Genomic DNA, 15,319 nt, shown 5'->3' on the forward strand with positions numbered 1-15,319 from the left:
GCACCAAAAATAGACTATAAAAACCAAAAAAAGGAATGATTAAGATTTTGTTCGATCACGAGATATTCAGCGAACAGCGCTATGGTGGCATTTCGAGGTATTTTGCCAACCTGGCCAGCGAGATGAACAAAGACCAATCGCTCCGCGTAAAAATTGCGGTACTCTATGTAAAAAACTATTACATCAGAAACGTAAGGCAGCCGTTCAATACGATATTGGGCAGGTGGTACCTCCGAAAAACCCACAAGCGCTATTATTGGAACAAAAAATACAGCAAATCGCTGCTTAAAAAAGGCGATTACGATATTTTTCACGCCACTTATTACGACACCTATTCGCTGGCCTACAACCGCAGGCCTATGGTGGTTACCGTGCACGACATGATTTATGAAAACAGTCCGGAAATGTTTGCCGATGCCGCCGAGGTGATCTCGAAAAAGAAGCAGATGATGGATGCAGCCGGAGCGATTATTGCCATTTCCAACTACACGCTGAACGAGATTTTGCGTATTTACCCCCAATATGCCAACAAAACCAGCGTGGTGTACCATGGTCTGCCCCATGAAGAACCAACCAGCCAAGCCAACATCAGTACACCCGAACGATTTATACTTTTTGTAGGTGGCCGGAGCCATTATAAAAACTTTGCCCCTATGGCTAAGGCATTGGCTCCGTTATTGCATCAAAACAAAGACCTTATGCTGCTTTGTACGGGGGGCGGAGCATTTACGGCCGAGGAAAAAGAGCTTTTGGAAAAGCTGCAACTTGGCAAGCAATGCCAACAGCTGGATGCTACCGACGAAGAACTTAAACTGCTTTACCAACGTGCGTTGGTTTTTGTTTACCCATCGTCGCAGGAGGGATTTGGCCTACCCATGCTCGAAGCTTTCAGAAACCATTGCCCCATTGCCTGCAGCCATGCTTCGTGCCTGCCCGAAATTGGTGGCGATGCCGTTGCTTACTTCGACCCGACAAAAGCAGATACGATATTGACCACGGTAGAAAAAATAATCAAGGAGACTCTTTATGCCAATGAATTAAGGGCAAAAGGACAAGAAAGGCTTACACATTTTACCATGCAGCGCTGTATAGAAAGTACCGTGAAGGTTTATAAAGCATTGCTGAAAAAAAGCTAAGGCTAGTTATAAAACTCCATTTCTTTTTGGATGCAGGCTTGGGCCAAATCTTCGTCATCCTGATGGAAAAGACAAACATCGTAGTATAAATAGGCACCTTCTTTTTTGTTGATGTAGGCATAAAGCTGTGCAATGAGCGCCTTGTTGTCAATAGCGGTCGATATCACAAACTTGCCATAATTATCGTAATATAGCGCCGTTTTGTAGCCTAAGCTGGCAAAGTCTTCGAAAATGGCCAGTCCGTCTTCGTTTTGCTCTTTCAGAAAAACTGAATCATATTCAAAAAACAAGACCGGCTTGTCTCTTTTAATGGTTTCAAAAGACCCTCGCAGTACTTTAAAGTCAAAACCATCGGTATCCGTTTTCAGCAGCTTGATGTTTTCAATTTGGTTCTGCTTCACCAAATCATCGAGTTTAACGATAGCCATTTTCTGGGTGCCTGAACCTACGTTCAGTTTGGCCGTACCCTTGGTATTGTCTACCTCGATGGTTTGCTCCATGCTCTCCTCGCCCAAAAATGTTTCATAGGCTTTTACGTTGGTAAACAAGGGGAGGTTTTTTTCTAGAAAGGCCACAAAAACCGGATCTCCTTCTATCAGGTGCACAAACTGCTGTACGTTTTCCGTACGCAGCAGGGCTACGGTATCGCCAATATTGGCGCCCACATCTATAATCTGGTAGCTTGGGTACTTGCTTTCGATGTATTTAGCGATGCGCGAAAAATTTCTCGAGTAATATTTGAACTGCTCCAGGTGCAGTTGGATACGGTGCTCATGATCGGCCAGCAGGCTGTAATTACCTACCTTAACCATTTTTTCTGCCGCGTGTTTCTTAGCTTTTTTTAGTCCGAGAATTGTTCTTAAGCCCATAGTATAGATTAACTAACGCCCAATAGTCCACTTCAGTTTTGTTTTGTTAAGGAGAGCAACCAGGCCAAAAGTAAGCGAATATACTATAATAAATCTTAGCAGCGATAGCGCAACCATCAAAAATATAGACATGTCTTTAGGCTCGGGGAAGTGGAAAGGCCTTAGGATTTCGGGCAGCACATTAAACACAATGATGTAGTGGATCAGGTAGATACCGAAAGTGGTTTCTCTGGGCTTAAAGTATTTGGTAAAGCCAAAATCCCTGATTTTTAACAAAATCAATATGCATACCAGCGAATAAAGGATATTGCTAAAGCGCAGGGTATTGTAAGGGTCTATATTGTGCTGCTGATAAAGGTTAATCGTTTCGTAAACAGACAGGGCAAATGTGAGTACAAAAAGAATGGCCCATATCCAGTTTGGAATGCTGTTGATCCAGTTGGCAACTGCCGTCCAATGCTGATTGAGCTGCGCACCCAGCCACAAGAAAAACACAAAGCCAAAAATGGCCATGGTATGCATGGGCGGAAACCAGCTGAAATAGATATTAACGCTATAAATTAAAGTAAACAGCAGCAGGATAGCGCCAAGCCAGAGCGAATAAAGGTGCTTTCTAAACAGCAAGAGCACACCGATGCAGATCAGAAAATTAATGATAAACCAGTAGTTGGAATAAAAATATACCGTAATGAAAGATTCGGAAATGGTTTGGCCCAAATCAAAGCCAGGATCATTGTGCCTGATAAAATAAAATTTATACGTCATGGCAAACACAAATACCAGCGACCAGATGATCCAGGGGATAAAGGTGTTGGAAAGCCTGCGCTTAAAATACTCAAGTGGCGTGTACTTGGTAAAATTGCTTCCGATCAGAAAACCGGCCAGGATGAAAAAGGAAATGGTGCCCAGTTTGGCCAGCTGTACCAGACACATATATACGATATTTTGGGTATCAACACTCGGAAAAATATAAATCCCTACGTGGGTGGCATGCTCAAATACAATGCACATCATAGAGAGGCAACGAATGGAATCTATAAAATCAAAATTCTTCTTGGCAGGCTGCGAAATAAGGTTGTCTGACATTAACTAATTTAGATGATGGACTTAAATTAAAAAGGAGCGACAAAAATCGCTCCTTTATTTATTAAATCTGTAGAATTGTTACAGTTTGCGTTTTACTTCTACTTGTTCGTAGGCTTCAACGATATCACCCACTTCAATGTTGTTGAAGTTTTGGATATTCAGACCGCACTCGTAACCTTTAGATACTTCTTTCACATCGTCTTTGAAACGTTTTAGCGAAGCCAGCTCTCCGGTATAGATAACTACACCATCGCGAACCACGCGGATTTTGCTGTTTCTCGAAATCTTACCATCCAATACCATACAGCCGGCAATGGTGCCCACTTTGGTGATTTTGAAGGTTTCTCTGATTTCCACATTGGCCACGATCTTCTCTTCGAATTCTGGGGCCAACATACCCTCCATCGCCGCTTTGATTTCGTTGATGGCATCGTAGATGATCGAGTACAAGCGGATATCGATCTGCTCTTGCTCGGCCAATTTACGTGCGCCTGGCGAAGGACGTACCTGGAAACCAACGATGATCGCATCTGAAGCCGAAGCCAGCAATACATCTGATTCTGAAATCTGACCCACCGCTTTGCTGATGATGTTGATCTGGATTTCTTCGGTAGAAAGTTTCAATAACGAATCTGCCAAAGCCTCGATCGAACCATCCACGTCGCCTTTAACGATCAGGTTCAGTTCTTTAAAGTTACCGATAGCCAAACGACGACCGATCTCATCTAAAGTGATATGTTTTTGCGTACGCAAGCCTTGCTCACGCATCAATTGTAAACGTTTGTTGGCAATTTCCCTGGCTTCAACTTCGCTTTCCAACGCGTTGAAACGATCGCCGGCTGTTGGTGCGCCTTGCATACCCAATACCTGTACCGGTACTGATGGGCCCGCTTCGGCTACTTTTTGGCCCCGCTCGTTAAACAAGGCTTTTACCTTACCGCTATAGCTACCAGCCAAGATCGGATCTCCCACTTTGAGGGTACCACCTTGTACCAAAACGGTAGTTACAATACCACGGCCTTTATCTAAAGTAGCCTCGATTACGGTACCAGTAGCGCGTTTGTTAGGATTGGCTTTCAACTCTAGCAACTCGGCTTCTAGCAACACTTTATCTAACAGCAAATCGACGTTTAAGCCGCTTTTGCTCGAAATTTCCTGCGATTGGAATTTACCGCCCCACTCTTCAACCAAGATGTTCATGGTAGAAAGCTGCTCCTTGATTCGGTCGGTGTTGGCACCTGGCTTATCAATTTTGGTGAAGGCAAATACCAAAGGTACGCCTGCTGCCTGGGCATGGTTAATGGCCTCTTTGGTTTGAGGCATCACTGCATCATCCGCCGCGATTACAATAATGGCAATATCGGCTACTTTGGCACCACGGGCACGCATGGCGGTAAACGCTTCGTGACCCGGTGTATCTAAGAAAGTTACTTGTTTGCCCGAGTTAGTGGTTACTTTGTAGGCACCAATGTGCTGCGTAATACCACCAGCCTCGCCAGCTACCACATTTGCCTTACGGATATAATCGAGCAAGGAAGTTTTACCGTGGTCAACGTGGCCCATAATGGTTACTACCGGTACGCGCGACACTAAATCTTCTGGTGCATCTTCTTCTTCAATTACCCGATCCTCTTCTTCGTCTGGTTTTACAAACTGGATTTCGTAGCCAAACTCGTCGGCCACAATGGTCAGGGTCTCCGCGTCTAAACGCTGGTTGATCGACACGAACATGCCCAAGCTCATACAGGTACCAATAATTTTTGTAACCGGTACATCCATCATATTGGCCAACTCGTTTGCCGTAACAAACTCGGTAACCTTTAACACCCTCGATTGCAACTGTTCTTCTGCTGCCAATTCTTCGGCATTCAAAGCTACATCATCGCGTTTCTGACGACGTAATTTGGCACGTTGGGCAAATTTACCCGACTTACCGGCGCCACTCAAACGGGCTAAGGTTGCCTTAATCTGGTCTTGTATTTCTTTTTCTGTTGGCTCTTCTTTAGGGGTTACCGGACCTCCTGGCTTGTTGCCTCTAAAATTAGAGCGGTTGCCTTGGTGGTTAGAATTGTTCCTAAAGTCTGGCCTGTTGCCACCTGGCGCATTCGGATTGCGGGGTTGTCCCGGTTGTCCTTGGCCTGGCTGGCCTCCTGGCTGACCAGGAGCATTTGGATTACCGCCAACGGTTTTCTTGCGTTTGCGCTTGCGTTTAGCCGCTTCGCTATCAGCAGATGAGGCTACAGGCTGGTTTCTGCGGTCAGGTGTTACCGGCAATTCGATTTTGCCAATAATATTTGGCCCCGACAATTTAACCGAGCGTGCTTTGATAACTTCGTCTTCTGGTGCAACTGGCTTAGCTGCCGGCTGAACCGGAGGCTGTACCTCAACTTTCGGCGCTGCTTTTGGAGCCTCTACTGGTTTTTCTTCCTGAACTGGCGCTGGCGTTACCGGTGCTTCGGCTTTAGGCGCCTCAACTGGAGCTTCTTTTTTCTCTTCAACTACAGGAGCAGGCTCTGCGGCCTTAGGTGCACGGTTTTTAGGGTTAAGGTCGTTCAGGTCTATTTTACCTACGATCTTAACGCCTGGCAATGCGCCTTCTTCAACTGGCTCTGCTTTCGGAGCTGGTTCTTCTTTAGGAGCCTCAACAGGCTTCTCTGCTACAGGTTTTTCTGCAGGAGGCGTATAGGAATGAAGGTTTTTGATTAAAACACCTTCGTTTTCAAAATCTTGTTTTTTTCTAGGCGTCTCAGGAGCTCTCTCAGCTGCTTCGGGTTCATCACGACGAATTTTACCTATAACTATCTGATTGGCTTCTTCTTTCACGATTTTGTCCCCCTGAAACTCTTTCAACAAGGTATCATACATATCTTTTGAAAGTTTCGTAGTGGGCTTATTTTCCACAGCAAAGCCCTTCTTACCCAGAAAATCTACGGCTGTAGCAATTCCGATGTTAAGTTCCTTAGCTGCTTTAAATAAAATTATGGGTTTATCGTCTGACATTTATTATCCTATTTTTTTTACTGTTTATATACAAAAGTAACGTTTATTCTTGTCTTATTCAAGCCATAAGCGTTATTCAAATTCCGATTGCAAAATGGCAATCACTTCTTTAATTGTTTCTTCTTCCAAATCGGTACGCTTCACCAGCTCGTCAACAGACAAGGCCAGTACGCTCTTGGCCGTATCTAGGCCGATTGCTTTCAGCTCGTCGATGATCCAGCTGTCGATTTCATCCGAGAATTCTTCGATATCCACATCCTCGTCTTCCTCGCCTGCTTCACGATACACATCGATTTCGTATCCAGTTAATTTACCAGCCAATTTAATGTTGTGTCCGCCACGGCCGATAGCCAACGAAACCTGATCTGGCTTCAAGTAAACCGAAGCATGTTTAGTGGCATCGTCTAACTTGATAGAAGTAATTTTTGCAGGGCTCAACGCACGTTGGATGTACAACGAAATGTTGTTGGTGAAGTTGATAACGTCGATATTTTCGTTTTTAAGCTCTCTCACGATACCGTGGATACGAGAACCTTTCATCCCTACGCAGGCACCTACCGGGTCAATCCTGTCGTCGTACGATTCTACGGCAACCTTGGCACGCTCTCCTGGTTCGCGGACAATCTTTTTAATGGTGATCAAACCATCGAAAATCTCTGGAACCTCGATTTCGAACAAACGTTGCAAGAACTCTGGCGCAATCCTAGAGATGATGATTTTTGGCGTTGCATTAACCATGTCTACTTTAGAAATTACCGCACGTACGGCATCTCCCTTTTTGAAATAGTCGGCCGGAATTTGCTCGGTTTTAGGCATCAATAACTCGTTGCCTTCATCGTCTAATACCAACGTTTCTTTTTTCCAAACTTGGTAAACCTCGCCGGTTACGATCTCGCCAACCCTGTCTTTATATTTTTTGAAGATTTCGTCTTTCTCTAGTTCCAAAACTTTCGATACCAAAGTTTGGCGCGCGGCCAAAATGGCTCGGCGGCCAAAGCTCTCCAAAGTAATCTGCTCGATGTAGTCGTCGCCAACTTCCATATCCGGATCCAGCTGTTTTACTTCGGCAAGCTCGATCTCGAGGTCGTCGTCTTCAGAAAACCCGTCTTCCATTACTCTTCTGGTTCTCCAGATTTCCAAATCCCCGTTATCTGGGTTCACAATTACGTCACAGTTCTCGTCTGTTCCATATTTTTTACGCAACATACTGCGAAATACCTCTTCCAGTACGCTGATTACTGTTGGGCGGTCGATATTTTTGAAGTCTTTGAACTCCTGAAATGAATCGATTAAATTAATATTGCTCATTTTGCTACTTAAATGAAATTAAAACCTTAGTTTCTGTTATATTTTCAAACTCAACCGATGTTTCTACCAGTTGTGCTTTTTTTCCTTTTTCTTTTACTTTCTCTTCAATAACGATGGCATTTTCGCCAACTTCTAAAAGCTTGCCTTCTTTTTTGGTGCCATCGGCCAGCTTAATGCCCAGCTCACGACCTATGTTTTTGTGGTATTGGCGCTTGAGCTGGAGCGGTTCGCCAACTCCCGGCGAAGAAACTTCCAAGTTATAGGCTTTTTCGATGGCGTTTTCTTCTTCCAAATGAAAGCCTACATGGCGACTGATGGCGGCACAATCTTGAATGTTTATTCCTTCATCGCCGTCTACATGGATGATCAATTTGTTGTTTGGCAACATCTTCACTTCTACCAAAAACAGCTCAGGCCTGTCTGCAATCTTCTCTTCTACGAGTTCTCTAACCCTGTTTTCTACCTGCATATCCTAAATTCTTGCAAAAGAAAAGAGGGGACACGGTCCCCTCTTCTTCCTTTATTACGACGCAAATGTACGAATTATTTTTTCAAAATGCAACAGTGCGCTGCAAATGAGCTACTAACGCACCAAAATTTGCTGCTGTGGCTTTACCGTGTGGCCCACTTTGGCCCGCACAATAGCTCCGCCACTGGCAAATTGGGTGTTGAGCATGGTTTCGACCAAATAGTTTTTCCCCTTAACAAAGGGATTTGTAGGCTCGAACCACAGGCTATCGCCTTTCATGCGCAGCTTTCCGGGCCAATCGGTTTCCATTCCGGTCGAATCATCTTCGGCCGGCGTTTGCAGCACCGAAACCAGTTGCTGGTAGGCTGTATCTTTTTCGAGATTGGTTTTGAGCTGGAACAATCCCGTTTCGCCGATACCGGAAATGACAATGGCCGTACTGTCGGCCGAAAAATGGATAGACAAAGGCCGGCTTTCGGTATTGCCACAGCCCAAAAGCACCAGCCCCAAACAAATTGCCACAAAAAATGTAATTTTATTATGCATCTTGCTAAATTAGCTAATTATGAGATTGATTTTAGAAATTTTATTAATGGGCGTTGCCATGATGGCTGGCGCCTACCTGGTACCAGGCGTACATGTTGACGGCTTTGGAAGCGCCATTATTGCCGCGGTATTGATTGCCTTGGCCAATGCTACTATTGGGTTTATTTTGAGAATATTCACCTTTGTACTCAACGTACTGACATTGGGCCTTATCTCTTTCATCATTACCGTATTGATGATCTTGTTGGTTGACCACTTCATGACCGGCTTTAACACCTCCGGCTTCTTATCGGCCGCTATTTTGGCCATCGCCGTTGCCGTGATCAAAATGATCCTCGATTCGATATTTGGAACGGATCAGGATTAGTAGAGCGTACAGCGTATTGGGTATTGCGACGAACAAAACGCAAGTCGCTACGCGTCAGGCATTTTTAACACAAAAGCCACAGCTCAACAAACTTAAAGTCTGTTAAGCTGTGGCTTTTCTATTCAAGTATTAATATTTAACTTTTAGTCTAGAATATTACGACTGATCACCATCTTCTGAATTTCACTTGTACCTTCATAAATCTGGGTAATCTTGGCATCGCGCATGAGTCGCTCAACGTGGTATTCTTTTACAAAGCCATAGCCACCATGTATCTGAACGGCCTCTACGGTAACGTCCATGGCCACCTTGCTTGCGTAAAGCTTGGCCATAGAACCCGCCAAGGTATACGACTGTCCTTGGTCTTTTAGCCAAGCCGCTTTATAAACCAGCATACGGGCTGCCTCTATCTGCGTAGCCATGTCGGCCAGTTTAAAGGCGATGGCCTGGTGTTCGGCGATGGGTTTTCCGAACGATTTGCGTTGCTGGGCATAGGCCAAAGCCAACTCATAAGCCCCCGCTGCAATACCCAAGGCTTGCGCAGCAATACCGATACGGCCACCTTCCAAGGTTTTCATGGCAAACTTAAAGCCGAAGCCATCTTCGCCGATGCGGTTTTCTTTAGGCACTTTTACGTCGTTGAACATCAACGAATGTGTGTCTGAACCACGAATGCCCAGTTTATTTTCTTTAGGCCCAACTGTAAAGCCAGGCGTTCCTTTCTCTACGATGAAAGCATTGATGCCTTTGTGCTTTAATTCTTTATGGGTTTGGGCAATAACCAAATAAACACCAGCAGTACTGCCATTGGTAATCCAGTTTTTGGTACCGTTTAGCAAATAGTAATCGCCTTTGTCTTCAGCGGTAGTTTGCTGCGAAGTGGCATCGGATCCAGCCTCCGGCTCCGACAAACAAAAGGCGCCAATCATTTGGCCAGAAGCCAAGGGTTTCAGGTATTTTTCTTTTTGGGCTTCGGTGCCATAGCTTTCCAACCCATAGCAAACCAAGGAGTTGTTGACCGAAACCACTACCGAAGCCGAGGCATCGATTTTTGAAAGCTCTTCCATAACCAGTACGTAAGACAAGGCATCCATGCCGCTGCCATTGTACTTTCCGTCAACCATCATTCCCAAAAATCCGAGTTCGCCTAGTTTTTTAACCTGCTCGGTCGGAAATTTCTGATGTTCGTCACGCTCAATTACCCCAGGCTTTAATTCGTTCTGCGCAAAATCGCGAGCGGCCTGTTGTATCATCAATTGTTCTTCACTTAATTCAAAATGCATAATTATGGTCTATAATTGGTTAGATTTTCCAAATTTAGTACTTCTTCTGGAAATTACTATGCTGCCATAGCAATTTTTTATCCAGCAATGCCTTTAAAAGCCAATGCGGGCAGTATATCACAACTTTAATACACCTGAGCCAAAATAGGGCTGCGCAATAAGTTTGCCGTTAAGCCAAGATTATTATTTTTGCTAAATGAACCTGAGCCAGCAAATCTTGTTTTTCTTTAGCGCCCTGGGTGTATTCAATGGCTTTATCATTAGCCTTTACCTTTTGTTTTTTAAAAAGCCGAAATCGCCGGCGCTGTTTTTTTTAGGCTTATTGTTGCTGGCGGTATGTTTGAAAATAGGCAAATCCTTTATTTTATATTTCTATCCCCAGCTTCCGGGCATCTATATCGAAATAGGCATTTTGGGAAGCGCTTTTGTTGGACCTTCGCTTTTCTACTTTGTGAGAGCTACCCTGGCGCAAGACACAAAGATGTCTACCAAATCCATTTGGATCTACCTGTTTTGGACATTGGCTATCGCGACAGCCAGTATACTTGTTCCTTATGATCAACAGCCCGACTCCTGGAACAAATCTATCGGCACCATTATTTCGGCACAATTGGTTGGTTGCATTTTACTTACGGGTTGGCAGCTCAGGCCTGCCTTTCTCAAAATTTTTAGCGCAAAAGAAAAGGTTTCGAGGGCAGAAAAACTGTTGATTGCCGTATACGCTGGCAACATCATCGTTCCCGCGGCCTTTAAACTACCTGTTTTTGATTTCTTTAACGGCCCTTGCATCAGTGGGGCCTTGTTTTTCTCGCTTGTGCTTTACTTGAACATTTTCCTTTTTATGAGCCCGAGGAAAACCGGAAATCCGCTATTGGGCGCAACAGAGCCGGCACGCTACGCCAATAAAAAAATTGCCACAGTGCAGGCGCTGGCCCTGACCGAAAAACTGCAAAAAATTCTTTTGGAAGAACAGCTCTATAAAAATCCAGACCTAAAACTGAACGATTTAGCCAAAAGGATCAATGTTTCAGGCCATCAGCTTTCGCAATTGCTGAACGATAACCTGGGCCAAAGCTTTGCAGCCTATATCAACGAATTTCGCATCAAAGAGGCTTGCGAACTCATTGCCAACGACAGAGGCATCAAGCTCGAAGCTATTGGCTACGAAGTGGGATTCAACTCCAAATCTACTTTTTATACGGCTTTCAAAAAGCATCGGCATACCACGCCAACGCTTTATAAGGAACAACTATCGGCGGCTGTAATAAGCTAAACCGGTACCGTTTTATAATTCCGAACTCCCAAATCTGAGAATCAAAACCTCCTGGCAGTTCCGCTCTTCTAGTTTTGGACCATCACCTCAAATCCAAAAACACGAAGATGAAACCACTATTACTTTGCTGTCTTTTTGCCTGCACCAGCTTATGGCTAAATGCCCAAACCGTTAAGGGCCGATTGATCGATGCGCAAACCAAACAAGGCATCCCCATGGTTAATTTAATTTTGACCAAGCCAAACCAACCCATCGCCGTTAAATATGCGGCCAGCGACAGCACCGGCTCTTTTGAGCTGCAGGATGTTGAACCTGGAAAATATCTTTTATCGGCTACTTTAATGGGCTACCGGCAAATCCAAAGAGACATCAGCCTGCAGGCGCAAAACCCAAAGATTTTAGAGCTGGGCGATATCTTGATGGTCGAAGACCCCAATCTCCTGAAAGAAGTAACCATTACCGGTGGCACACCCAGTTTGAGCACCCAAAATGGCCAGCTTAAAATTGGAGTAGCCAATAATGCCTTTTTTAAATCGTCGGCTAATTTGCTGGATGTTTTCAGGAAGCTTCCCGGCCTGCAGGTTAACCAAGATGGCACCATGCAAATGGCCAGCAGGGCAACGCCAACCTTATTTGTTGATGGCAGGCCCGTAAACATGAACAACGACGAAATATTGGCTTACCTCAGCAGTTTGTCGCCAGACATGGTCGAATCGATTGAAATGACCAATCAGCCCGCTGCCCGATACGATGGCGAATACCAAGGCATTATCGATGTAAAGCTCAAAAAAAACCAGTCGCTAGGGCTTCGGGGCACCTACAACCTTCGCTTGCAACGCAACAACTACAGCCTGCTCGACAATAACCTTTCGCTGGTATACAAGACCAACCGGTTTATTTACGATATCAAGCTTGGCCATACCAGCGGAAGCACTTTTTACAAATACCACGCCCTGCAGTTTTTGCCCAATACCCATGCCATGATTACCGATACGCGAACCGTAACGGCCAACCAGAATTACAACATACAGGCCAAAGTGGCCTACGAACTGCAAAAAGGACAAAACCTGGAGGCTTTTGTGCGCACTTACCAACTAGACAGAAAGGCCACTTCGCGCAACTTATTGATTACCCAAACCGCCGATCTGGCCAATACCATCGGGCTTGTGAAGAGCAATAACGATGCCTTGCCCAAGCAACACAACTACGCCGGTGGCCTTAACTACGATGCCCAATTTCGGCGCAGTGAACTGCATGTAATTGCTTCGGTAGCCCAAATAGACAACCGCCAAACAGAAGACATCCAAAACCGCAATGTGTTTAGCAACCAGCTGATGAACTATTGGAAAACTAATTCGAGCAACAACATCCTGATCAGAACCGCGCAGGCAGATTACACGCAAAACCTAAACCAAGACAGGTTAGACTTTGGCGGTAAATTTGCTTACACTACTACCCAAAACAACCTCCGTTACGATACCTTGGGCAACAGTGTTTTTAACCTGGATACTAACCGCAGCAACGAATTCAGCTACGGAGAATACATTGCGGCCGCTTACCTCTCGTACAGCGGGCAATGGAATAAATTTAAGTATAGTGCCGGTTTGAGGGCAGAACATACCAGCACCGAGGCCAACTCTATCACTACCGGATTGGTTACCGACCGAAAATACCTGAAATGGTTGCCTAGCGCAAGCCTCACTTACGTCCTCAATCCAACCGAGCAGCTGACGTTGAGCTACAGCCGCCGGATGACCAGACCCACTTTTGCCATGCTCAATCCTTTCAGGTTTTATTACAGTCCGAGGCATTATTGGATAGGCAACCCTTACCTGCAACCCTCCACAACCAGTTTGCTTTCTCTATCTTACGGCAGGAAAGCGCTCAACCTATCGCTCAACGTAGGTCGCGAGATCGAGCCCATGGAACGTTACCCCGAATACAACCCCACGACCAACGAACTGATCTTTTTGGGGCGCAACATACCTTATAGGGATTTTGCCAACCTGTTGGCAAGCTTACCCATTACGCTCAACAAATGGTGGCGGATGAACAACAATGTTGGCTTCTACTACAACAAGGAATTAAGGCCTTACTTCGGGCGTACCTATCAAATACCGATATACAGCTACACGCTTAACGGCAGCCAGGTTTTTAGCCTAAAAGATTGGTTATTGGATGTAAGCTACACCTACGAATCGAAAAGCGGCAATGGGCTTTATCTCATGAAACCTGTTTACGCCATTGATTTTGGCCTCCAGAAAACCTGGTTCGGCAACAGGGTCAATACCAAACTAACCCTTTACGACGCCTTCGACAATTTAAAGCGCAGGTTGATTTTTAGGGATCTGACCATTTTCAACAACGATTTCTACCATTATTTTGGCGCACAGCGATTGGTATTTGCCTTAACCTACAACTTTGGCAGTTCGACCTACAAGGCCAGGGAAAGCAAAAAAACCGAAGAGGAAAACAGGGCTAATTAAGCCCGGGACTATTTAAGCAAGCGATTGTTATCATCAGGAAATACCAGTATAGGCTGGTATTTTTTGGCTTCTTCCATAGGCAAAGAACCGTACGACATGATGATGAGAATATCGCCCACCTGTACTTTTCTGGCAGTTGCCCCGTTCAGGCAAATGGTACCTGTACCACGCTCGCCGCGGATGGCATAGGTTTCGAAACGCTCGCCATTGTTGTTGTTCACAATCTGCACCTTTTCGTTGGCAATGATATTGGCCGCATCCATCAAGTCTTCGTCGATGGTAATGCTGCCTACATAGTTCAATTCTGCCTGTGTTACTTTAACACGGTGTATTTTCGATTTTAAAATCTCGATAATCATGATGCAAAGTTAGGAATAAAGGTTGAGGGTTGAAAAGGTTTAGGGTAAAAGGTAGGTCATATCTTAAAGGTGGAGGGTTAGAAGGTTGAAGGGTGGAAGGCTGGGGGTTCTAGTTCTCTCAGTCTTACATCTCATGTCTCACTTCTCATATTCCAAGCCTCATATCTTCCCAACCAAACATCTAATCCAACAACATGTTATCAATCAATCGTGTCTCGCCAACTTTGGCTGCCACCAAGGCAATGGCATTCTTGTTGGTTTTGTCGGCAATGGGCAACAAGGTTTCCTGATCGGCAATGGTAAAATAATCGAGCTCAACATCGGGCGTTGCACTGATCAGCTGCTTGGCGTGGGCCAACAATTCTTCCAAGGTCAATTGATGGTAGCCGTCTTTCACAAACTGCAACGCGCGGCTCAGCACCAAAGCATGTTGCCTGTCGCTGGCCGAAAGATGGATATTTCTGGAGCTCATGGCCAAACCGTCGTCTTCCCTAATAATGGGGCACGAAACAATCTCGACTGGCAGTTTAAAATACTTTACCATATTTTTGATCATCAGCACCTGCTGAAAATCCTTTTGGCCAAAAAAGGCTAGATCTGGCTGTACCGCATCAAAAAGCTTCTTTACAATTTGGGTTACACCCTGGTAGTGGCCTTTTCTAAACTCGCCCTCCAGCAAAAACTCGGCACTTCCCAAGTCGATATGCCAATTTTCGGGCGTTGGGTAGTGGGGGTACATTTCTTTAACCGTTGGCATAAACACCGCACTGCAACCCGCTTCCTGCAGCATTTTGATATCGTGCGCCAAGGGCCTCGGGTATTTTTCCAAATCCTTGGGATCGGTAAACTGGGTAGGGTTGACAAAGATGCTGCATACCACTATAGACGCCTGCTGCTGCGCAATTTCGATGAGCGACAGGTGGCCTTTATGCAACGCACCCATGGTAGGCACCAGGGCAATTTTGGAGGGAGCATCCTGCATGGGTTGGAGCCAGGCTTTCAATGCGGTTATGGTATGTAGAATTTCCAAGTTGTCGGTTTAATTTTAAGGGTGCTAAGTTGAGCATTTATCCAAAACTTACAAAGCCTATTGCATAAGTTATTGATAAATATTAATATTATTCGTACCTTTGCCCC

The 15,319-nt window shown here is 45.1% G+C and carries 13 protein-coding genes; 4 read left to right on the top strand and 9 right to left on the bottom strand.

What is annotated here, in order from left to right; translation table 11 throughout:
- Positions 1-35 precede the first annotated feature (35 nt).
- Positions 36-1,136, top strand: coding sequence for a glycosyltransferase family 4 protein (locus tag AC6H1S_RS17615; protein WP_497564458.1), 1,101 nt, complete (start codon positions 36-38; stop codon positions 1,134-1,136).
- Between the two features lie 2 nt (positions 1,137-1,138).
- Here the strand turns inward: AC6H1S_RS17615 and AC6H1S_RS17620 are convergent, their stop codons facing one another.
- The 6 genes from AC6H1S_RS17620 to AC6H1S_RS17645 all read right to left on the bottom strand — a co-directional run bounded on the left by AC6H1S_RS17620 (position 1,139) and on the right by AC6H1S_RS17645 (position 8,414).
- The gene (locus AC6H1S_RS17620) at positions 1,139-2,005 is read right to left on the bottom strand and encodes an FkbM family methyltransferase (protein ID WP_497564459.1); all 867 of its coding nucleotides are present in this window, start codon (positions 2,003-2,005) and stop codon (positions 1,139-1,141) included.
- Positions 2,006-2,017: 12 nt separating this feature from the next.
- Positions 2,018-3,091 carry an acyltransferase family protein gene (locus AC6H1S_RS17625; RefSeq protein WP_199139976.1) on the bottom strand — a complete coding sequence of 358 codons (1,074 nt, stop codon included), beginning with the start codon at positions 3,089-3,091 and terminating at the stop codon, positions 2,018-2,020.
- Between the two features lie 78 nt (positions 3,092-3,169).
- Positions 3,170-6,091: a translation initiation factor IF-2 gene (infB, locus tag AC6H1S_RS17630; protein ID WP_199139974.1), complete on the bottom strand. Its 2,922-nt coding sequence runs from the start codon at positions 6,089-6,091 to the stop codon at positions 3,170-3,172.
- A gap of 72 nt (positions 6,092-6,163) precedes the next feature.
- Positions 6,164-7,399 (bottom strand): transcription termination factor NusA, encoded by a 1,236-nt coding sequence (gene nusA / locus AC6H1S_RS17635; RefSeq protein ID WP_199139972.1) that lies wholly within the window; start codon positions 7,397-7,399, stop codon positions 6,164-6,166.
- Positions 7,400-7,403: 4 nt separating this feature from the next.
- Complete coding sequence (rimP, locus tag AC6H1S_RS17640; RefSeq protein ID WP_199139971.1) at positions 7,404-7,868, bottom strand: ribosome assembly cofactor RimP; 465 nt, start codon at positions 7,866-7,868, stop codon at positions 7,404-7,406.
- Positions 7,869-7,982: 114 nt separating this feature from the next.
- A complete protein-coding gene (locus AC6H1S_RS17645) occupies positions 7,983-8,414 on the bottom strand; it encodes a hypothetical protein (protein WP_199139969.1) in 432 nt (143 codons plus the stop codon).
- 19 nt (positions 8,415-8,433) lie between these two features.
- Here AC6H1S_RS17645 and AC6H1S_RS17650 point away from each other — a divergent pair, with 19 nt between their 5' ends.
- Positions 8,434-8,781 (top strand): phage holin family protein, encoded by a 348-nt coding sequence (locus AC6H1S_RS17650; protein ID WP_199139967.1) that lies wholly within the window; start codon positions 8,434-8,436, stop codon positions 8,779-8,781.
- Positions 8,782-8,924: 143 nt separating this feature from the next.
- On the opposite strand, the gene AC6H1S_RS17655 is transcribed toward AC6H1S_RS17650, so the two are convergent.
- Positions 8,925-10,064 (bottom strand): acyl-CoA dehydrogenase, encoded by a 1,140-nt coding sequence (locus AC6H1S_RS17655; RefSeq protein ID WP_497564460.1) that lies wholly within the window; start codon positions 10,062-10,064, stop codon positions 8,925-8,927.
- Positions 10,065-10,260: 196 nt separating this feature from the next.
- Here AC6H1S_RS17655 and AC6H1S_RS17660 point away from each other — a divergent pair, with 196 nt between their 5' ends.
- Complete coding sequence (locus tag AC6H1S_RS17660; protein WP_497564461.1) at positions 10,261-11,337, top strand: helix-turn-helix domain-containing protein; 1,077 nt, start codon at positions 10,261-10,263, stop codon at positions 11,335-11,337.
- Positions 11,338-11,444: 107 nt separating this feature from the next.
- Positions 11,445-13,823 carry a TonB-dependent receptor domain-containing protein gene (locus tag AC6H1S_RS17665; protein WP_497564462.1) on the top strand — a complete coding sequence of 793 codons (2,379 nt, stop codon included), beginning with the start codon at positions 11,445-11,447 and terminating at the stop codon, positions 13,821-13,823.
- 8 nt (positions 13,824-13,831) lie between these two features.
- Here the strand turns inward: AC6H1S_RS17665 and panD are convergent, their stop codons facing one another.
- A complete protein-coding gene (panD, locus tag AC6H1S_RS17670; protein ID WP_199139959.1) occupies positions 13,832-14,182 on the bottom strand; it encodes an aspartate 1-decarboxylase in 351 nt (116 codons plus the stop codon).
- Between the two features lie 181 nt (positions 14,183-14,363).
- Positions 14,364-15,212: a pantoate--beta-alanine ligase gene (gene panC / locus AC6H1S_RS17675; RefSeq protein WP_497564463.1), complete on the bottom strand. Its 849-nt coding sequence runs from the start codon at positions 15,210-15,212 to the stop codon at positions 14,364-14,366.
- Positions 15,213-15,319 lie beyond the last annotated feature (107 nt).

The sequence above is a fragment of the Pedobacter sp. TM02 genome (assembly GCF_059705275.1).